Genomic DNA, 18,775 nt, shown 5'->3' on the forward strand with positions numbered 1-18,775 from the left:
TCCGTGATAGCTGGTTCTCCCCGAAATGCATTTAGGTGCAGCGTCGTGTGTTTCTTGCCGGAGGTAGAGCACTGGATAGGCGATGGGCCCTACCGGGTTACTGACCTTAGCCAAACTCCGAATGCCGGTAAGTGAGAGCACGGCAGTGAGACTGTGGGGGATAAGCTCCATGGTCGAGAGGGAAACAGCCCAGAGCATCGACTAAGGCCCCTAAGCGTACGCTAAGTGGGAAAGGATGTGGAGTCGCAGAGACAACCAGGAGGTTGGCTTAGAAGCAGCCACCCTTGAAAGAGTGCGTAATAGCTCACTGGTCAAGTGATTCCGCGCCGACAATGTAGCGGGGCTCAAGCGTACCGCCGAAGTCGTGTCATTGCAGTACATACCCCCAACGGGGACTGTGATGGGTAGGGGAGCGTCGTGTGCCGGGTGAAGCAGCCGCGGAAGCGAGTTGTGGACGGTTCACGAGTGAGAATGCAGGCATGAGTAGCGATACACACGTGAGAAACGTGTGCGCCGATTGACTAAGGGTTCCTGGGTCAAGCTGATCTGCCCAGGGTAAGTCGGGACCTAAGGCGAGGCCGACAGGCGTAGTCGATGGACAACCGGTTGATATTCCGGTACCCGCTTTGAAACGCCCAATATCGAGCCCATTAATGCTAAGGCCGTGAAGCCGCCCCGGAGCCTTCGGGCAAAGGGGAGTGGTGGAGCCGCCGACCCAAGGTGGTAGTAGGTAAGCGATGGGGTGACGCAGGAAGGTAGTCCAGCCCGGGCGGTGGTTGTCCCGGGGTAAGGGTGTAGGGCGCTGTCTAGGCAAATCCGGACAGCACATAGCCTGAGACCTGATGCCGAGCCGATTGTGGTGAAGTGGATGATCCTATGCTGTCGAGAAAAGCCTCTAGCGAGTTTCATGGCGGCCCGTACCCTAAACCGACTCAGGTGGTCAGGTAGAGAATACCGAGGCGTTCGGGTGAACTATGGTTAAGGAACTCGGCAAAATGCCCCCGTAACTTCGGGAGAAGGGGGCCATCACCGGTGATGAGTCTTGCACTCTGAGCTGGGGGTGGCCGCAGAGACCAGCGAGAAGCGACTGTTTACTAAAAACACAGGTCCGTGCGAAGCCGTAAGGCGATGTATACGGACTGACGCCTGCCCGGTGCTGGAACGTTAAGGGGACCGGTTAGCTCTGTTTCGACAGGGCGAAGCTGAGAACTTAAGCGCCAGTAAACGGCGGTGGTAACTATAACCATCCTAAGGTAGCGAAATTCCTTGTCGGGTAAGTTCCGACCTGCACGAATGGCGTAACGACTTCTCGACTGTCTCAACCATAGGCCCGGTGAAATTGCACTACGAGTAAAGATGCTCGTTTCGCGCAGAAGGACGGAAAGACCCCGGGACCTTTACTACAGTTTGATATTGGTGTTCGGTTCGGCTTGTGTAGGATAGGTGGGAGACTTTGAAGCGGCCACGCCAGTGGTTGTGGAGTCGCCGTTGAAATACCACTCTGGTCGTGCTGGATGTCTAACCTCGGTCCGTGATCCGGATCAGGGACAGTGTCTGATGGGTAGTTTAACTGGGGCGGTTGCCTCCCAAAGGGTAACGGAGGCGCCCAAAGGTTCCCTCAGCCTGGTTGGCAATCAGGTGTTGAGTGTAAGTGCACAAGGGAGCTTGACTGTGAGACCGACGGGTCGAGCAGGGACGAAAGTCGGGACTAGTGATCCGGCGGTGGCTTGTGGAAGCGCCGTCGCTCAACGGATAAAAGGTACCCCGGGGATAACAGGCTGATCTTCCCCAAGAGTCCATATCGACGGGATGGTTTGGCACCTCGATGTCGGCTCGTCGCATCCTGGGGCTGGAGTCGGTCCCAAGGGTTGGGCTGTTCGCCCATTAAAGCGGTACGCGAGCTGGGTTTAGAACGTCGTGAGACAGTTCGGTCCCTATCCTCTGTGCGCGCAGGAATATTGAGAAGGGCTGTCCCTAGTACGAGAGGACCGGGACGGACGAACCTCTGGTGTGCCAGTTGTTCTGCCAAGGGCATGGCTGGTTGGCTACGTTCGGGAGGGATAACCGCTGAAAGCATCTAAGCGGGAAGCCTGCTTCGAGATGAGTATTCCCACCTCCTTGAGAGGGTAAGGCTCCCAGTAGACGACTGGGTTGATAGGCCGGATGTGGAAGCCCAGTAATGGGTGGAGCTGACCGGTACTAATAGGCCGAGGGCTTGTCCTCAGTTGCTCGCGTCCACTGTGTTAGTTCTGAAGTAACGAACACGCCCCCCTACGGGTGGTGCGGCGGTTCAACTTCATAGTGTTTCGGTGGTCATAGCGTTAGGGAAACGCCCGGTTACATTCCGAACCCGGAAGCTAAGCCTTTCAGCGCCGATGGTACTGCAGGGGGGACCCTGTGGGAGAGTAGGACGCCGCCGAACAATTTTTAGCCTCAACCCCTGGACCTGGTCCGGGGGTTGAGGCATTTTTGCGTTGATTGGATGGGCTGGCTTGGCCGGCCGACATCATGGTGCCGGCATGTTCGTCCATCTCGCTGTCCCTCGCAACGAGTGTGTCTATATCCGCCATGTGACGTACCTCTGACCTGATCGCCGCCCGACGCGGTTGCCTGTGGCGCTCCCTAGGCTGAGGGGCATGGGCTATGAACTGATCGTCTTCGACAATGACGGTGTGCTCGTCGACAGCGAGCCGCTGGCGAACACCATCCTGGCTGGCTATCTGACCGAGCTCGGGCACCCCACCTCGTACGAGGACTCGCTCCGCGACTACATGGGGGCCGCCGTGCACCGGGTGCACGATCTGATTCTGGAGCGGACCGGGCAGCGGTTGCCGGAGGACTTCGACGAGACGCTCCACGCGCGCACCTTCGCCGCCTTCGAGCGCCAACTGGAGCCGGTCGCCGGGGTGTTCGATGTGCTCAAGCGACTTGTGGCGGAGGAGGTTCCGTACTGTGTCGCGTCCTCCGGGAGTCATGAGCGGATCCGGGTCGGGCATCGGAAGACCGGGCTCGACGCGTGGTTCCGGGACGAGAACATCTTCAGCGCGCAGGACGTCGGGCGGGGGAAGCCGGCGCCCGATCTCTTCCTGCACGCGGCCGCGCGGATGGGCGTCGCGCCCGAGCGGTGCGTCGTCGTCGAGGACAGCCGGCTCGGTGTCGAGGCGGCCCTGGCGGCCGGGATGGACGTGTACGGGTACACCGCCATGACGCCGCGCGAGCGGCTGGTTGGGGCCACGGGGTACTACGCGCGCATGGACGAACTGCTGCCCACATTGGGTCTGTGATCCATCTACCCATCGGTAAGGTCCGGCCCTACGCTGTGCCGCCATGACAGATGCGCGGTTGCGGCGTGGGCGCGGGTCCCTCGCGGTCAGTTTCTTCGTGCAGGGCGTGACCTTCGCCCTGCTGGTGACCCGGATTCCGGCGATCCAGGACCGGTACGGGATCTCCGACGCCCTGCTGCCCGCCTTCCTGGCCGCCGTGCCGATCCTCGCCGGCGTCGGCAGCGTGGCGACGGAGAAGGTCGTCACCCGCGTCGCCCCGTCCGTCGTACTGCGGTGGGCGCAGCCCCTCGTGCTGCTGGCGCTGCTGGGTGTGGGCGCCGGGTCGCAGCTGTGGCATGTGGGCGTGGCGCTCGGGGTGTTCGGGCTCGCGGTCGGTGCGCTGGACGCCTCGATGAACATGCTGGGCGTGAGTCTCCAGCGGGCGTACGGGCGGAGCATCATGCTCGGCTTCCACGCCGCGTACAGTCTCGGCGGCATCGCGGGCGCCTCGCTGGCGTGGGCCGGGGCGCACTGGGACCTGCCGCTGTTCGTGTCGTATCTGCCGGTCGTGGCGCTGCTGTTGCCTGTGGCGTTCGCTGGGAGCCGGTGGTACGTGGACGGGGAGTCCGGCCCGAGCGACACGGAGGCCGCCGTCGGCGGCGGCGGGCCGGCGTTCAAGCTGCTGCTGCCGCTGTGCCTGGTGATGACGTTCGCGTACATCGGGGACTCGACGGTCTCCAACTGGTCGGCGAAGTATCTGCAGGACGTGCTGCACAGCTCGGAGGAGCTGGCGACGGTGCCGTACAACGCGTACATGGTGACCACCCTGCTCGGCCGGGCGGTCGGCGACCTGGGGGTGCGGCGGTTCGGTGCCCCGGCCGTGGTGCGGGCCGGCGCCGTGCTCGCGGCGGTCGGGTTCGCCGTCGTGGCGGGGGCGCAGGGGGCCTGGGTGGGGATGGCCGGGTTCACCGTCCTCGGCCTGGGGCTGAGCGTGATCGTGCCGCAGACCTTTGCCGCGGCCGGGCGGCGCGCTTTCGAGAGTCACGGTCCCGGCGCCAGCGACGCCGCCGTCGCGCGGCTCAACGTGTTCAACTATGTGGGCTTCCTGATCGGTTCCCCGCTGGTGGGTGCGCTGGGCGATGCGTGGAGCTATCGCGGGGCGATGCTTGTGCCGATGGTGTTGGTCCTGGTGACGGTGGTGTACGCCACGTCGTTCGGCGTCCGACCGGCCCGATACGGTGGCGGGCATGAGCGGCCGCGCACTGTTGATGTGGGATGAAGCTGTCACGGGGTACGACTTCGGACCCGATCACCCGATGGATCCCGTCCGCCTCGCGCTGACCATGGGGCTGGTGCGGGCGTACGGGCTCGATCGCCGGGTCGACGTGGTGGCGGCGAAGCCGGCCGGGGACTCGACGCTGCGGCTGGTGCACCGCGAGGACTACGTGGCGGCGGTGCGGGCGGCGTCCGCGGACCCGAAGGCGGCGGACCAGGCGTACGGCCTGGGCACGGCCGACGATCCGGCGTTCGCGGGGATGCACGAGGCGTCGGCGCTGATCGCCGGGCAGTCGGTGGGCGCCGCGGAGGCGGTGTGGCGCGGTGAGGCCGCGCACGCGGTGAACTTCGCGGGCGGGCTGCACCACGCGATGCCGGGGTCGGCGTCCGGCTTCTGCATCTACAACGACGCGTCGCTGGCGATCGCCCGGCTGCTCGAACTGGGCGCGGAGCGCGTCGCGTACGTGGACGTGGACGTGCATCACGGGGACGGGGTGCAGGCGGCGTTCTGGGAGGACCCGCGGGTCCTGACGATCTCGCTGCACGAGCATCCGCGGCATCTCTTCCCGCAGACCGGCTGGCCGGAGGAGACGGGTGCGCCGGGCGCCGCCGAGGGCGGGGCGGTGAACGTGGCGCTGCCGCCGGGGACCGGGGACGAGGGCTGGCTGCGGGCGTTCCACGCCGTGGTGCCGGAGCTGCTGGCCGAGTTCCGGCCGCAGGTTCTGGTGACGCAGCACGGCGCGGACACGCACTTCGAGGATCCGCTGGCGCATCTGGCGGTGTCGCTGGACGCGCAGCGCGCGGTGCAGGAGGCGTGTCACGAGCTGGCGCACGCGTACGCGGACGGGCGCTGGGTGGCGCTGGGCGGTGGCGGGTACGCGGTGGTGGACGTGGTGCCGCGGTCGTGGACGCATCTGGTGGGGATCGCGGCGCATGCCCCGGTGGAGCCGGAGTCGGTGATCCCGGAGGAGTGGAAGGACCTGGTGTACGCGCGGACGCGGACGCTGGGGCCGGGGCGGATGACGGACGGCCGGTGGCCGGTGCGGTGGCGGGACTGGTCGGAGGGGTACGACCCGGCGGACCGGCTGGACCAGGCGGTGCTCGCGACGCGGCGGTCGGTGTTCCCGCTGCGGGGGCTGCTGGCCTGAGCCACGGCCGTACACACGGCCCGAGGCAGCACGCGGCGACGGCGGTATTCGGCCGCTGTGCCGCGTCGTTACGCCAACTGTGGTGTCCGTGGCGGGTTTTGACGCCCGGTGGCGGGGTCTGCGGCAGCATCGAGTGATGCTGAGTACCGGGGCGTTGCGTGCGCATCTGTTGGCGGCGGGGCTGGCCGGCCGGGTGTCGACCTCGCGGGAGGAGAGTCTGCGCAGCTACCGGCTCTTCGCGGCGCGCGATCCGCGGGTGACACTGGGGCTGCACCCCGAGCGGGGCTGGGACGAGGCGGCACTGCTGCGGCTGATGGTGGCCAAGTGCGGGGTGTCGGACGATCCGCTGCATCGTACGGGGCCCGACGTCATCGATCCGGAGCGGACGCTGGGCGGCCTCGAGGCGTTCGCGGCGCGGTTGCGGTCGGCGGCGGTGCGGCGGGTTCCGGTGCTGTTCGGGACGGGGCATCCGCACCGTCTTCTGGGCTTCTACGCCGGGATCGCGGACGCGATGTCGGCGGCCGGCTGTCTTGTTCTCACACCGTCGCAGGGGCGATGTGTCGACATAACGACCCGGTTCGGTCTACGCACGTACAACCTCGACTACGTACGGGGCGTCGCGTTCGTGCGCGAACCCGGGGCGTCCGCCGCCGGGCGCGAAACGGGGGCGCACACGCATTCGCCGCTGCCGGTCAGGGCCGCCCTGGAGGGGGTGGCGGACGCCGGGCTGCCGTTGCCGGAGCTCGTGGTCGGGGATCACGGCTGGGTCTGCGGGGCTGGTCAGCTGGGCATTGAGGCGATCGGCCTGGCGGACACGGACGATCCGGCGCTGTTCGTCGGGGAGGCGGAGGGGCGGGTGTCCGTCGCGGTGCCGCTGGATGACGCCGTTCGGTCCGCCTACTACCGTCCGCTGACGCGCTATGTACTCAATCGAGCATGTCTGTCACAGTAGGCGGCCGATGGCAACTCCTCTTCCCCACTTGCATCACCCGCCCCTAATCTGGGGAGTGAGCGCACAGCGACGCAAAGTCACCGGAGGGGAAGCCGGTGGGCGTCGTGTGCGGAAGGTACAGGTGGGTCATGGCTGCAGGCGAGAGGCCTCTCAACGAGGTCAAGTTTCTGACCGTGGCGGAAGTCGCCGCGGTGATGCGTGTGTCGAAGATGACCGTGTACCGCTTGGTGCACAGCGGTCATCTGCCGGCCATCCGGGTGGGCAGGTCGTTCCGGGTGCCGGAGCAGGCGGTGCACGAGTACCTCCGGGAGTCCTTCGTGGGGGTCGAGACCGCGTAGTCGGGAGTTCCCCGGAAGATCCCCGGGAGGTTTCCGGCGGGTCCCCGGGGGTTCTCGTCGCCCTCGGATTACTAGGTCGGCGCTCGGGCGGGTAGGCTAGCCCCTCGTAGGTCGTGTGGGCCCAGACGCCCCGCACCGATCCCCGCTGGCGCGGGGATGTTCCGAGTAGTGAGCGAGGGTAGTCGTGGGCTCTGTTATCAAGAAGCGGCGCAAGCGGATGGCTAAGAAGAAGCACCGCAAGCTGCTCAAGCGCACCCGCGTGCAGCGTCGCAACAAGAAGTAAGCGACAGCTGTTGCGCGACGGGCTTCATGCGCGTCTGGCGTGGCCCCTTCACCGATCCGGTGGAGGGGCCACGCCGTTTTCGGCCCGGTTGCACCCTGCGGACATCACAGCGCAACAGCCAACCGCTACGGTGACGCTCAGGGGACCAGGGGTGGACGCGAAGGGAAGGCGCTGATCTTGGGCAAGGTCGTGCTCGTCACCGGTGTGGCCCGGCAGCTGGGCGGGCGGTTCGTCCGCCGCATCCAGCGCGACCCCGACGTGGAGCGGGTGATCGCGGTCGACGCCGTGGCGCCGGAGCACGGTCTGGGCGGTGCGGACTTCGTCCGGGCGGACATCCGCCAGCCGGCGATCGCGAAGGTGCTCGCCGAGTACGACGTCGACACCGTCGTGCACATGGACGTCACCGGGACGCCGCTGGGCGCGGGCGGCCGGACGGTCGTCAAGGAGACCAACGTCATCGGCACGATGCAGTTGCTCGGCGCCTGCCAGAAGTCGCCGCGGATCAAGCGGCTGGTGGTGAAGTCCAGTACCGGCGTGTATGGCTCCGCGCCCCGCGACCCCGCCGTGTTCACCGAGACGACGCCGCCGAAGTCGCTGCCGAGCGGCGGTTTCGCGAAGGACGCGGTCGAGGTCGAGGGGTACGTACGGGGCTTCGCCCGGCGCCGCCCGGACGTGGCGGTGTGCGTGCTGCGGTTCGCGAACATCCTCGGGCCTTCCGCCGATTCCCCCCTTGCCGAGTACCTGTCACTGCCCGTGCTTCCGACCGTGTTCGGCTACGACCCGCGGCTGCAGTTCGTGCACGAGGACGATGTGATCGACGTGCTGCGGATCGCCTCGCGCGAGCCGCGCCGGGCGACGCTCAACAGCGGCACGTTCAACGTGGCGGGGGACGGCGTGCTGCTGCTGTCGCAGTGTGCGCGGCGGCTCGGCCGGCCGACGGTGCCGGTGCTGCTGCCGGCGGTGACGTGGGTGGGCCAGGCGCTGCGGACGGTGGGGGTGACGGACTTCTCGCCGGAGCAGATCCGGCTGCTGACGCACGGCCGGGTGGTCTCGACGGTGCAGCTGCGCGAGACGCTCGGGTTCACTCCGCGGTTCACCACGGCGGAGACGTTCGCGGACTTCGCGCGCAGCCGCGGGCCTGGGCTGCTGCCGCCGGAGGCACTGGCGGGAGCGGTGGACCGGGTCGCGGCCCGGTTGACGACGAGCACGGGGACGAGTTCGAGGGAGCGCGCGTAAACGATGGCGGACGCCAAGGTCATTCCGTTCGACGACGACCGTTCGCGCGCCCGGCGGCGGAGGCTGCCGCCGCAGGCGCGGCCGCCGCTGGAGGTCGCCCAGGAGCCGCAGGAGGCGTCCGGGGCGCCCGGGGCGGAGGAGGAGGCCGCGGAGGCCGCCGCGTCGCCCCGGAGCTCCTGGGAGCGGCGGCTGGCGGGCGGGCTGGCGTTCCTGCGCCGCCGGGTGACGGGCGAGTACGAGGTCGACGACTTCGGGTACGACGAGGAGCTCACCGACCAGGTCCTGATGTCGCTGCTGCGGCCGCTGTACGAGAAGTACTTCCGGGTCGAGGTGAAGGGCGTCGAGAACATCCCCTCGAAGGGCGGGGCGCTGGTGGTGGCGAACCATTCGGGGACGCTGCCGCTGGACGGGCTGATGATGCAGGCGGCGGTGCACGACAGCCATCCGGCGGGCCGTCATCTGCGGCTGCTGGCGGCGGATCTGGTGTTCATGCTGCCGGTGGTCAACGAGCTCGCCCGCAAGGCGGGGCACACGCTGGCGTGCGCGGAGGACGCGGAGCGGCTGCTGAGCCGGGGCGAGATCGTGGGCGTGATGCCGGAGGGGTTCAAGGGCATCGGGAAGCCGTTCGGGGAGCGGTACAAGCTGCAGCGGTTCGGGCGGGGCGGGTTCGTGTCGACGGCGCTGCGGGCCGGGGTGCCGATCGTGCCGTGCTCGATCGTCGGGGCGGAGGAGATCTACCCGATGATCGGCAACGCGAAGACGCTGGCCCGGATCCTGGGCCTCCCGTACTTCCCGCTCACGCCGACCTTCCCGTGGCTGGGCCCGCTGGGCGCGGTGCCGCTGCCGACGAAGTGGACGATCCAGTTCGGCGAACCGATCGAGACGGACGGCTACCCGCCGGAGGCGGCGGAGGACCCGATGCTGATGTTCAACCTGACCGACCAGGTCCGGGAACAGATCCAGCACACGCTGTACAAGCTGTTGGTGCAGCGGCGGTCGGTGTTCTTCTGACGGGGTGACGGTTGGGCGTACGTGAAAGGGGCGCCCCTCGCCATGAGGGGCGCCCCTTTCACGTACCGCTAGTCCGCCTGTTCGCTGTCGATGCCGAGGCCCGGGAGGAGGCCCGGCAGGAGGGGCGGGAGGGTGACGTCGGGCCCGGGGGCCGTGGTCGTGCCGCCGGACGGGGCCGGGCTGGTGCCCGACTGCGGCGGGTCGAGCAGGCCGCCGCCGCCGAGCAGGCCGTCGTCCTCCGGGTCCGTCGTGCCGGCGCCGCTGCCCGAGGGGTGCGGCCGGGCGGGGTCGCCGGACGCGCCGGGGGCGGCGGGCCTGGACGGGGTGCGCGGGTCGGCGCTCGTACTGGGCCGGTCCGCTCCGTCGCCGGGGAGGGTGGTGCCGCCGGGGCCCTTGTCCATGGTGCGGGGGAGCACCGACCGGAGCGGCTTCACGTCCTTGTCTATGGCGTCGAAGACGTCGTTGACCCGGTTGCCGACGTCGGTCAGCTGGGCGGGGAGCCGGTTGCGCAGCCCCTGCCAGGTGGACCGGTGGGACTGGGCGAACGCGTCGAGGCGGGCCATCGGGGCGATCTCGCCGTCCCGGTCGTAGGCGGCGCGCAGCAGCCGGTGGCCCTCGGTGGCGTCGTGCTGCATACCGCCCAGCGCCCGGCGGATCTCGCCGAGGGCCTCGTGGTCGAGGTCTCCGGCGCGGGTGCGCTCCATCAGCCGGCGGGCCTCGCTGAGCCGCGTGGAGGCCTGGTCGAGATAGATGCCGCCGCGGTCCGCGTCGTCGTCCGCCATCCCGAGCTTGAGGTCCTCCATGCCGCGCTTGAGGCCGTAGAGCGAGTCACCGGGGAGGGCGTCGGAACTCGCAGCGGCCACTCCGCTGAACGCACCCGCGGCCACACCGACCGTGAGACCGCCCGCCGCCAGGCCCTTGGACCAGCGGGAGCGGGGGCGCAATTTCCGGAGCGGGGAGGCGCGGTGGGCTCCCCGGCCGCTGGGGGCCCGTTGCTCCGGCACGGTAGGGCCCGCGGCCGCGGTTCCCTCCGCGAACATCGCTTCCATGGCGGCGACGAGCTGGGCTCGTTGCACCACCTTGGTCTCGGGATCCATTGCGGGCTTCGGCAGCTCGCCCAGACCGTGCGCCAGGGCCAGCAGCGTTCCCTGTTCGGCCGGTTCGGCCGACTCCTCGGGCTGCTCGGCCGCCGTGCCCTGGAGCGTCCGATCCTCCAGGGCCTGGGCGAAGGCGTTCGCCCGCCGGTGCGCCGAAACGTTCGCGATCACTGGCGGCACCTCCTCTCGTCATGACGGTCGACTCCCTTGGGGGTCCGGAAGGTTGCACACCTTGAGCCGATCCACACGAAAGAGTGAGCCGGAACGGACAAGGCGTGACCACAGGGAGCCTGCATCCCGCACAACGAGCGGCGCGGCACTTGGGTTACGCGCGAAAGATGATCGGACCAGTGCGTCATCGGGGCGTCACCGACGGTGAGTTGAAGTGGCAGGGGCGTGCGGGGGGCGGGTGGGGAACTCGGCGTGGGGGAGGCGGGGCGGGACGGGTCAGCGGGCGTCGTCCGGGAGCAGCCGCGCGAGCGTGCGCACGGCGCGGTACTGGAGGGTCTTGATCGCACCCTCGTTCTTGCCCATGACCCGGGCGGTCTCGGCGACCGAGAGGCCCTGGAGGAAGCGCAGGGTGACGCACTCCTGCTGCTGGGGATTGAGCCGGCGGACGGCGTCGAGGAGCGCGGCGTTGGAGAGGGACTCCAGGACCGAGTCCTCCGGGCTGCGCTCCACCTCGTTGGCGTCGAGCATTTCGCCGGTGGTCACTTCGAGCCGGAACCTGCTCGACTTGAAGTGGTCCGCGACCAGGTTGCGCGCGATGGTGACCAGCCAGGCGCCGAAGTCGCGGCCCTGCCAGGTGAAGGTGGAGATACGGCGCAGGGCGCGCAGGAAGGTCTCGCTGGTGAGGTCCTCGGCCGTGGCCTTCCCGCCGACGCGGTAGTAGATGTAGCGGTACACGGTGTCGGAGTACTGGTCGTAGAGCCGGCCGAAGGCCTCGGCCTCACCGGCCTGGGCGCGCTCGACGAGGTCCATCATGCGCGCGCTGTCGCTGTCGGCGGTGGGCCTGCGGGCGGCGGTCGACGTGCCGGCGCCGCCCCGGTTGCCGCGTCTGCCGACCGCCCGCCCGTCTCCCGACCCCCACCCCTCACGGACGGCGCTCCGCGCCGACACCCCCTCAACGCTTTCGGCCAGGGCGTAGCAGGGACCGGCGGGGGCCGGTCCGGCGAGGACGGGTCCGCCGAAGGCGGGTGCGAGGCCGGCGTACGCGGTGGGGACGAAGCCGCGCAAGTGGTCGAGGACCGTTGCGCGCAGCGTAGCCAGGCCCGAGGCGTCAACCCCGACGTGTGGGTACACGGGACTCCCAGAGGCAGAGCTTCCATCACGTGCAGTGCGGGACCGTTCACCCGTCGTGGCGACGTGTGGGTTCCGGTATGCGTCTGAGGAGAATAACGCTTCGTACAGGCGGCGCTACACCCAGTTGCTGAAATCACCGAATGGGTCGCAACTGTTACCGCTCATGGGCGGATCAAGTAGCACTTCATGTGCGCTAGTTGATCGTTTTGCTTCGTGTTCTGTCGTTCCCCGTGAGCCGTTGTGCCCGGTCGGAGACAATGCGGCTGGCAGACCCCTGTGCCGGGCAGGAAACGCAGATTGGCCGGATCGGGCCGGGCGCGGCGGTGTTCGACCACGGACGGGTGACCGGGGGTTGTCCCAGGTTGTCACTTGCGGTCGCGGACGGGCACGCCCGTTCGCATCCGCTCAGTCCCGGATGGCCCGCCGGTGCAGGGCCGCCGCGGCGGCCGCGCCGCCGACCAGTGCCCCGACGCCCACGGCCGCCGGGATGCCGACCTTGGCCGCCTTGCGGCCCGTCCGGTAGTCCCGCAGCCGCCACTCGCGGTCCCGGGCGTGCCGGCGCAGCTTGGTGTCCGGGTTGACCGCGTACGGATGCCCGACCAGCGAGAGCATCGGGATGTCGTTGTGCGAGTCGCTGTACGCCGCGCAGCGCTCGAGCTCCAGGCCCTCGGCCGCGGCCAGCGCGCGCACCGCCTCGGCCTTCGCGGGGCCGTGCAGCAGCTCGCCGACCAGCTTGCCGGTGTAGACGCCGTCGACGGACTCCGCGACGGTGCCGAGCGCGCCGGTCAGGCCGAGCCGGCGGGCGATGATCGTGGCCGTCTCGACGGGGGCGGCGGTGACCAGCCAGACCTTCTGGCCCGCGTCGAGGTGCGCCTGGGCCAGCGCGCGGGTGCCGGGCCAGATGCGGTCGGCCATGTACTCGTCGTAGATCTCCTCGCCGATCGACATCAGCTCGGAGACGCGGTGGCCCTTGACGATGGACAGGGCGCTGTCGCGGGCCTCCTGCATGTGCTCCGGGTCCTCGACCCCGGCGAGCCGGAACCAGGCCTGCGCCCAGGCGAAGCGGGCCAGGTCCTGGCTGTTGAAGAACTTCCGCTTGTACAGGCCGCGGCCGAAGTGGAAGATCGCGGCGCCCTGCATGACGGTGTTGTCGAGGTCGAAGAACGCGGCCGCCTGCTCGTCCCCGACGACGGGGAACTCGGGCTCCTCGGGCTTCTCCGCCGCTTCCGGCTCCAGCGGCTCCAGCGGCTCCAGCGCCTGCAGTTCCTGAGAGTTCTTGCGCGCGGCCTCGGCGGCGGCCTCGCCGGCCAGGACGCTGCGTGCGGTGGCGGAGCGCTTACGAGGGGTGAGCCATCCCAATGAGGCCATGTGGTGAGCATAGCCAGTGTGTTCGGTCGCTCCCGACCCGTCGTGTTCCCGGCATGTGAACAATGGACGCCATGTTCGGACGTACCAAGAAGAAGACCGGCCCGCGCACGGTCACGCTGATCGGCAAGCCGGGGTGTCACCTGTGCGACGACGCGCGGGCCGTGATCGAGGCCGTCTGCGCGGAAACAGGAGCACTCTGGGAGGAGAAGGACATCACCCAGGACGAGGAGCTGCACCGCGCCTACTGGGAGCAGATTCCGGTCGTACTGGTCGACGGTGAACAGCACACGTTCTGGCGGGTGGACGCCGGGCGGCTCCGGCGTGAACTGGGTGGCTGACCGAAAGGGGTTACCATCGTGGACGTTTTGTTGGCTTTCGGGGGCGTGGCCGTGAGGAGAGTGTGCGGTTTTGCCCCCTTCGGGTCCCCAACGTATTGACGTGATCCGCGGTTCCGTTCTGGCGCGAACCTGTCGCGTGACCCCGGTCACTTTGGCCAGACAAAACGGACACCATCTTTGTGCACGCGTTCACAAAGACATAGCCTGCTGTCGACGGGGCGGTCCTGGGACGCATGGCCGCCTACAGCCCCGCTCATCCCGCAGGAGCACCGTGGCAACTGGCCGAACTCACCGACCGGCGACCCGCAGCCGAGGAATCCCCGAGGCCACCGTCGCCCGGCTTCCGCTGTATCTGCGCGCGCTCACCGCGCTGTCGGAGCGCTCCGTGCCCACGGTCTCGTCCGAGGAGCTCGCGGCCGCGGCGGGGGTCAACTCCGCGAAGCTGCGCAAGGACTTCAGCTACCTCGGCTCGTACGGCACCCGCGGTGTCGGCTACGACGTCGAGTACCTCGTCTACCAGATCTCCCGCGAGCTCGGTCTGACCCAGGACTGGCCCGTTGTGATCGTCGGTATCGGTAACCTCGGCGCCGCGCTCGCCGGCTACGGCGGCTTCGCCTCCCGCGGCTTCCGCGTCGCCGCGCTGATCGACGCCGACCCCGCCATGACCGGCAAGCCGGTGGCCGGGATCCCCGTCCAGCACAGCGACGACCTCGAGAAGATCATCGAGGAGGACGGCGTCTCCATCGGCGTCATCGCGACCCCGGCGGGCGTGGCCCAGCAGGTCTGCGACCGGCTCGTGGCCGCCGGCGTCACCTCCATCCTGAACTTCGCCCCGACCGTGCTGTCCGTGCCGGACGGCGTGGACGTGCGCAAGGTCGACCTCTCGATCGAGCTGCAGATCCTCGCCTTCCACGAGCAGCGCAAGGCCGGCGAGGAGGCGGGCGCCGACTCCGGCACCGCGCCCCCGGCCGCGTACCAGGCCGGCGAGCCCGCCGCCTCCGGCGACTCCGCCCCGTCCGGCGGCGGCTCCGCGGCCGGCGGCAAGGGCGGCCGCAAGGGACCTGACGGGGACGTCCCCGCCGTGATGCCGGCATGAGCCTTCTCGTCGTCGGGCTGAGCCACCGCAGCGCCCCGGTCAGCGTCCTCGAACGGGCCGCGCTGTCCGGTGACACCCAGATCAAGCTGCTGCACGACACCCTCGCCGCCGAACCGGCCGTCGAGGGCGCCGTCCTGGCCACCTGCAACCGCATCGAGCTCTACGCCGACGTGGACAAGTTCCACGCGGGTGTCGCCGAGCTGTCCACGCTGCTCGCCCAGCACAGCGGCGTCGGCCTGGAGGAGCTCACTCCGTATCTCTATGTGCACTACGAGGACCGGGCCGTCCACCACCTCTTCTCGGTGGCCTGCGGCCTGGACTCCATGGTCGTCGGCGAGGGCCAGATCCTCGGCCAGATCAAGGACGCCCTCGCGCTCGGCCAGGACCAGCACACCGCCGGCCGGCTCCTGAACGACCTGTTCCAGCAGGCGCTGCGGGTCGGCAAGCGGGCCCACAGCGAGACCGGGATCGACCGTGCCGGGCAGTCGCTCGTCACCTTCGGGCTCGAGCAGCTGGCCGACGGCGTCCCGGTGGGCGCCTGGGCCGCCGGCAAGCGCGCCCTGGTGATAGGCGCCGGCTCGATGTCCTCGCTGGCCGCGGCGACGCTGGCGCGCGCCGGAGTGACGGAGATCGTGGTCGCCAACCGCACCATGGCCCGTGCCGAGCGGCTGGTGGAGATCCTCACCGAGCCCGGAGGCACGGGCGTCGCCGCGCGCGCGGTCGAGATGGTTGCCGTCGGCGACGAACTGACACGTGCCGACGTCGTCGTCTCCTGCACCGGCGCCACCGGGCTCGTCCTGACCGGCGAGGCCGTGGAGAGCGCCCTGAAGGGCCGTACGGCCCCGCTCGCACTGCTCGACCTCGCCATGCCCCGCGACATCGACGCGGCCGTGCACCGCCTGGACGGCGTCCGGCTCGTCGACATCGAGTCGCTCGCCGAGGCCTCCGCGGACGCGCCGATGGCCGGCGACGTCGACCAGGTGCGCGGCATCGTCTCCGACGAGGTCGCCGCCTTCGGCGCCGCCCAGCGCGCCGCCCACATCACGCCGACCGTGGTCGCCCTGCGCGCCATGGCCGCCGACGTGGTCGCCGGCGAGGTCGCCCGGCTCGAGGGCCGGCTGCCGGGTCTCGACGACAAGACCCGCGCCGAGATCACCCAGACCGTCCGCCGTGTGGTGGACAAGCTCCTGCACGCGCCGACCGTGCGGGTCAAGCAGCTCGCCGCCGAACCGGGCGGCGCCGGGTACGCGGACGCGCTGCGGACCCTCTTCGACCTCGACCCGGAGACGGTCGCCTCCGTCTCCCGGGCCGACCTGAATGACGCCGACGTCAAGAACCGAGGGCGAGTATGACCGAGAGGGCACTGAGGCTCGGGACCAGGCGCAGCAAGCTCGCCATGGCTCAGTCCGGGCACGTGGCCGACGCGGTCCGGCAGCTGACCGGCCGGCCCGTCGAGCTCGTGGAGATCACGACGTACGGAGACGTGTCCCGTGAGCACCTGGCGCAGATCGGCGGCACCGGCGTGTTCGTCGCCGCTCTGCGCGACGCGCTGCTCGCGGGCGAGGTCGACTTCGCGGTCCACTCGCTCAAGGACCTGCCGACCACCCAGCACCCCGACCTGGCGCTGGCCGCGATCCCGAAGCGCGAGGACCCGCGCGACGTGCTGATCGCGCGTGACGGCCTCACGCTGGAGACGCTGCCCGACGGCGCCCGCGTGGGCACCGGCTCGCCGCGCCGGATGGCGCAGCTGAACGCCTTCGCGCGGTCCCACGGGCTGCGCATCGAGACCGTGCCGATCCGCGGGAACATCGACACCCGCGTCGGATACGTGCACAAGGGCGAGCTGGACGCGGTGGTACTCGCCGCGGCCGGCCTCAACCGCATCGGCGGGACCGAGGAGCTCACCGGCTCCCTGTCGCTCGACTTCCTGTCGTTCGACACCGTCCTGCCCGCCCCCGGCCAGGGGGCACTGGCGATCGAGTGCGTGGCGTCCGCCACGGAGCTCGTCGCCACGCTCGGCGCGCTCGACGACCCGCACACCCGGGCCGCCGTCACCGCCGAGCGATCCCTGCTCGCCGCCCTGGAGGCCGGCTGCTCCGCACCCGTGGGTGCGCTGGCCGACCTGCTGGCCGAAGATTCCGGCCGCGGGCAGATGTTCACCGAAATGCGCCTGCGGGGCGTCGTCGGCACCACCGACGGTTCCACGCTGGTGCAGCTGTCCACCACCGGTCCTGTACCCACGTCGATCGACGCGGCGACGGCCCTCGGGCGTGAACTCGCGCACGAGATGCTCGCCAAGGGTGCGGCCGGTCTGATGGGGGAGCGAGCACTTTGAGCCCCACCAGCCCCAATGCCAGCCACGCGTCGTCCCTCCCGTTCGGACAGGGACACGTCACCTTCCTCGGAGCCGGCCCCGGTGATCCGGGACTCCTGACCCTGAGAGCCGTCGAGGCCCTCGCGGGAGCGGACGTCCTGATCGCCGAGCCGGACGTGCTCGAGGTCGTCCGCGGCCATGCGCGCGCGGGCGTGAGCACGCCTGAGCTGACGGTTGTTGACAAGGCGTCAACAACCGCCGACGTCCCCGTGTTGAGGGATGCGGCCAATCTTGTCATGGAGGCCGCGAGGGGCGGCAAGCGGGTCGTCCGCGCGGTGACCGGCGACCCCGGCCTCGACGGCGACGCCGCGGCGGAGATGCTCGCCTGCGCCTCGGCGGGCATCCCCTTCGAGGTCGTCCCCGGCATCGCGACCGCGGTCGGCGTGCCGGCGTACGCGGGTGTCCCGCTGCGCGACGCGCAGGGCACGGACGTGCGCTTCGTCGACGCGCGCACCGCGGACGACCGGTGCTGGACCGAGGTGGGCTCCTCCGACGGGACCGTCGTGGTCTCCACGTCCCTCGACGCCGTCGCGGCGGCCGCGGGCGAGCTGGTGGCGGCAGGCCGTAAGCCGGACACCCCGCTCACCGTGACCGTCGCCGGCACCACGACGCGGCAGCGGACGTGGACGGCGACGCTGGGCACGATCGCGCAGGTCTTCAAGCAGGGGAAGGTGCTGCCGTCCCCGGACGGGCACCAGCCCGTCATAGCCGTGGTCGGCGAGCGATGCGCGCCGGCCCAGCGGGACCAGCTGGCCTGGTTCGAGTCCAAGCCGCTGTTCGGCTGGAAGGTCCTCGTGCCGCGCACGAAGGAGCAGGCCGCCTCGCTCTCCGACCAGCTGCGTTCGTACGGCGCGGTGCCGCACGAGGTGCCGACCATCGCCGTCGAGCCGCCGCGCACCCCGCAGCAGATGGAGCGGGCGGTGAAGGGCCTGGTGACGGGCCGCTACGAGTGGATCGCCTTCACCTCCGTCAACGCGGTCAAGGCGGTGCGGGAGAAGTTCGAGGAGTACGGGCTCGACGCCCGCGCCTTCGCCGGGATCAAGGTCGCGGCGGTGGGCGAGCAGACCGCCGCCGCGCTGGTCGACTTCGGTGTGAAGCCGGACCTGGTGCCGAGCGGCGAGCAGTCCGCGGCCGGTCTCCTGGAGGACTGGCCGCCGTACGACCCGGTCTTCGACCCGATCGACCGCGTCTTCCTGCCGCGGGCCGACATCGCGACGGAGACGCTGGTCGCGGGGCTCATCGAGCTGGGCTGGGAGGTCGACGACGTCACGGCGTACCGCACCGTGCGCGCGTCGCCGCCGCCGGCGGAGACGCGTGAGGCGATCAAGGGCGGCGGCTTCGACGCTGTCCTCTTCACCTCGTCGTCCACGGTCCGGAACCTCGTCGGCATCGCCGGCAAGCCGCACAACGTCACGGTCATCGCGTGCATCGGCCCGGCGACGGCGAAGACGGCGGAGGAGCACGGCCTCAGGGTCGACGTCCTGTCGCCCGAGCCGTCCGTCCACAAGCTCGCGGAGGCGCTGGCCGACTTCGGCACGCGGCGCCGCGAGACGGCCCTGGAGGCGGGCGACCCGGTGACGCGCCCGTCGGAGCGCCGCCCGGGCGCGCGCAGGCGTCGGACGACGTAGCGGTGGGGGGCGGGGGCCCGTACTGGGCCCCCGCCCCACCCCGTGTGGGCAATGGTCCCGCTCTGC

General features: G+C 69.9%; 16 protein-coding genes and 2 rRNA genes (1 of these 18 only partly in view). 15 read left to right on the plus strand and 3 right to left on the minus strand.

Features of this window, described 5'->3' with window-relative positions:
* The 10 genes from ABZO31_RS18755 to ABZO31_RS18800 all read left to right on the plus strand — a co-directional run.
* Window positions 1-2,223: ribosomal RNA gene (locus ABZO31_RS18755) — 23S ribosomal RNA — on the plus strand; it begins 894 nt to the left of the window's first position.
* Window positions 2,224-2,305: 82 nt separating this feature from the next.
* Window positions 2,306-2,422, plus strand: a 5S ribosomal RNA gene (rrf, locus tag ABZO31_RS18760).
* 214 nt (window positions 2,423-2,636) lie between these two features.
* On the plus strand, window positions 2,637-3,284 hold the full coding sequence (locus ABZO31_RS18765; RefSeq protein ID WP_406862385.1) for an HAD family hydrolase: 648 nt from the start codon (window positions 2,637-2,639) through the stop codon (window positions 3,282-3,284).
* A 43-nt stretch (window positions 3,285-3,327) separates the two neighbouring features.
* Window positions 3,328-4,542, plus strand: a complete 1,215-nt coding sequence (locus ABZO31_RS18770) for an MFS transporter (RefSeq protein WP_406862386.1) — start codon at window positions 3,328-3,330, stop codon at window positions 4,540-4,542.
* Window positions 4,511-5,686, plus strand: a complete 1,176-nt coding sequence (locus ABZO31_RS18775) for an acetoin utilization protein AcuC (RefSeq protein WP_406862387.1) — start codon at window positions 4,511-4,513, stop codon at window positions 5,684-5,686. Before ABZO31_RS18770 ends, ABZO31_RS18775 begins: the two co-directional genes overlap by 32 nt.
* Window positions 5,687-5,822: 136 nt before the next feature.
* Entirely contained in the window at window positions 5,823-6,638 is an 816-nt protein-coding gene (locus ABZO31_RS18780) for a phosphatase (protein WP_406865400.1), read from the plus strand.
* A 128-nt stretch (window positions 6,639-6,766) separates the two neighbouring features.
* Window positions 6,767-6,976 (plus strand): helix-turn-helix domain-containing protein, encoded by a 210-nt coding sequence (locus ABZO31_RS18785; RefSeq protein ID WP_393646267.1) that lies wholly within the window; start codon window positions 6,767-6,769, stop codon window positions 6,974-6,976.
* Window positions 6,977-7,160: 184 nt separating this feature from the next.
* Window positions 7,161-7,259 (plus strand): 30S ribosomal protein bS22, encoded by a 99-nt coding sequence (locus tag ABZO31_RS18790; protein WP_003948845.1) that lies wholly within the window; start codon window positions 7,161-7,163, stop codon window positions 7,257-7,259.
* A 177-nt stretch (window positions 7,260-7,436) separates the two neighbouring features.
* Window positions 7,437-8,495, plus strand: coding sequence for an NAD-dependent epimerase/dehydratase family protein (locus ABZO31_RS18795; RefSeq protein ID WP_406862388.1), 1,059 nt, complete (start codon window positions 7,437-7,439; stop codon window positions 8,493-8,495).
* Between the two features lie 3 nt (window positions 8,496-8,498).
* Complete coding sequence (locus tag ABZO31_RS18800) at window positions 8,499-9,506, plus strand: lysophospholipid acyltransferase family protein (RefSeq protein WP_406862389.1); 1,008 nt, start codon at window positions 8,499-8,501, stop codon at window positions 9,504-9,506.
* A 68-nt stretch (window positions 9,507-9,574) separates the two neighbouring features.
* On the opposite strand, the gene ABZO31_RS18805 is transcribed toward ABZO31_RS18800, so the two are convergent.
* From ABZO31_RS18805 to ABZO31_RS18815, 3 genes are all read right to left on the minus strand, one after another.
* Entirely contained in the window at window positions 9,575-10,774 is a 1,200-nt protein-coding gene (locus tag ABZO31_RS18805) for a DUF5667 domain-containing protein (RefSeq protein WP_406862390.1), read from the minus strand.
* A 276-nt stretch (window positions 10,775-11,050) separates the two neighbouring features.
* On the minus strand, window positions 11,051-11,905 hold the full coding sequence (locus ABZO31_RS18810; RefSeq protein ID WP_406862391.1) for an ECF subfamily RNA polymerase sigma factor, BldN family: 855 nt from the start codon (window positions 11,903-11,905) through the stop codon (window positions 11,051-11,053).
* Between the two features lie 405 nt (window positions 11,906-12,310).
* Entirely contained in the window at window positions 12,311-13,273 is a 963-nt protein-coding gene (locus ABZO31_RS18815; protein ID WP_406862392.1) for an HAD family hydrolase, read from the minus strand.
* 62 nt (window positions 13,274-13,335) lie between these two features.
* On the opposite strand from ABZO31_RS18815, the gene ABZO31_RS18820 reads away from it, so the two are divergent.
* The 5 genes from ABZO31_RS18820 to ABZO31_RS18840 all read left to right on the plus strand — a co-directional run bounded on the left by ABZO31_RS18820 (window position 13,336) and on the right by ABZO31_RS18840 (window position 18,709).
* A complete protein-coding gene (locus tag ABZO31_RS18820; RefSeq protein WP_406862393.1) occupies window positions 13,336-13,611 on the plus strand; it encodes a glutaredoxin family protein in 276 nt (91 codons plus the stop codon).
* Between the two features lie 271 nt (window positions 13,612-13,882).
* On the plus strand, window positions 13,883-14,707 hold the full coding sequence (locus ABZO31_RS18825; protein WP_406862394.1) for a redox-sensing transcriptional repressor Rex: 825 nt from the start codon (window positions 13,883-13,885) through the stop codon (window positions 14,705-14,707).
* Complete coding sequence (locus tag ABZO31_RS18830; protein WP_406862395.1) at window positions 14,704-16,059, plus strand: glutamyl-tRNA reductase; 1,356 nt, start codon at window positions 14,704-14,706, stop codon at window positions 16,057-16,059. The genes ABZO31_RS18825 and ABZO31_RS18830 overlap by 4 nt, the downstream gene beginning before the upstream one ends.
* The gene (hemC, locus tag ABZO31_RS18835; protein ID WP_406862396.1) at window positions 16,056-17,042 is read left to right on the plus strand and encodes a hydroxymethylbilane synthase; all 987 of its coding nucleotides are present in this window, start codon (window positions 16,056-16,058) and stop codon (window positions 17,040-17,042) included. The genes ABZO31_RS18830 and hemC overlap by 4 nt, the downstream gene beginning before the upstream one ends.
* Complete coding sequence (locus ABZO31_RS18840) at window positions 17,039-18,709, plus strand: uroporphyrinogen-III synthase (protein WP_406862397.1); 1,671 nt, start codon at window positions 17,039-17,041, stop codon at window positions 18,707-18,709. Before hemC ends, ABZO31_RS18840 begins: the two co-directional genes overlap by 4 nt.
* The last annotated feature ends 66 nt before the right edge of the window (window positions 18,710-18,775 follow it).

Origin of the sequence: Streptomyces solicamelliae, from assembly GCF_045348655.1 — a bacterium.
Taxonomy (GTDB): domain Bacteria; phylum Actinomycetota; class Actinomycetes; order Streptomycetales; family Streptomycetaceae; genus Streptomyces; species Streptomyces solicamelliae.

Coding starts and splice junctions, on each gene's coding strand:
- ABZO31_RS18800 (WP_406862389.1), top strand. CDS start 8,499: ATGGCGGACGCCAAGGTCATTCCGTTCGACGACGACCGTTCGCGCGCC.
- hemC (WP_406862396.1), top strand. CDS start 16,056: ATGACCGAGAGGGCACTGAGGCTCGGGACCAGGCGCAGCAAGCTCGCC.
- ABZO31_RS18830 (WP_406862395.1), top strand. CDS start 14,704: ATGAGCCTTCTCGTCGTCGGGCTGAGCCACCGCAGCGCCCCGGTCAGC.
- ABZO31_RS18765 (WP_406862385.1), top strand. CDS start 2,637: ATGGGCTATGAACTGATCGTCTTCGACAATGACGGTGTGCTCGTCGAC.
- ABZO31_RS18775 (WP_406862387.1), top strand. CDS start 4,511: ATGAGCGGCCGCGCACTGTTGATGTGGGATGAAGCTGTCACGGGGTAC.
- ABZO31_RS18785 (WP_393646267.1), top strand. CDS start 6,767: ATGGCTGCAGGCGAGAGGCCTCTCAACGAGGTCAAGTTTCTGACCGTG.
- ABZO31_RS18820 (WP_406862393.1), top strand. CDS start 13,336: ATGGACGCCATGTTCGGACGTACCAAGAAGAAGACCGGCCCGCGCACG.
- ABZO31_RS18780 (WP_406865400.1), top strand. CDS start 5,823: ATGCTGAGTACCGGGGCGTTGCGTGCGCATCTGTTGGCGGCGGGGCTG.
- ABZO31_RS18770 (WP_406862386.1), top strand. CDS start 3,328: ATGACAGATGCGCGGTTGCGGCGTGGGCGCGGGTCCCTCGCGGTCAGT.
- ABZO31_RS18815 (WP_406862392.1), bottom strand. CDS start 13,273: ATGGCCTCATTGGGATGGCTCACCCCTCGTAAGCGCTCCGCCACCGCA.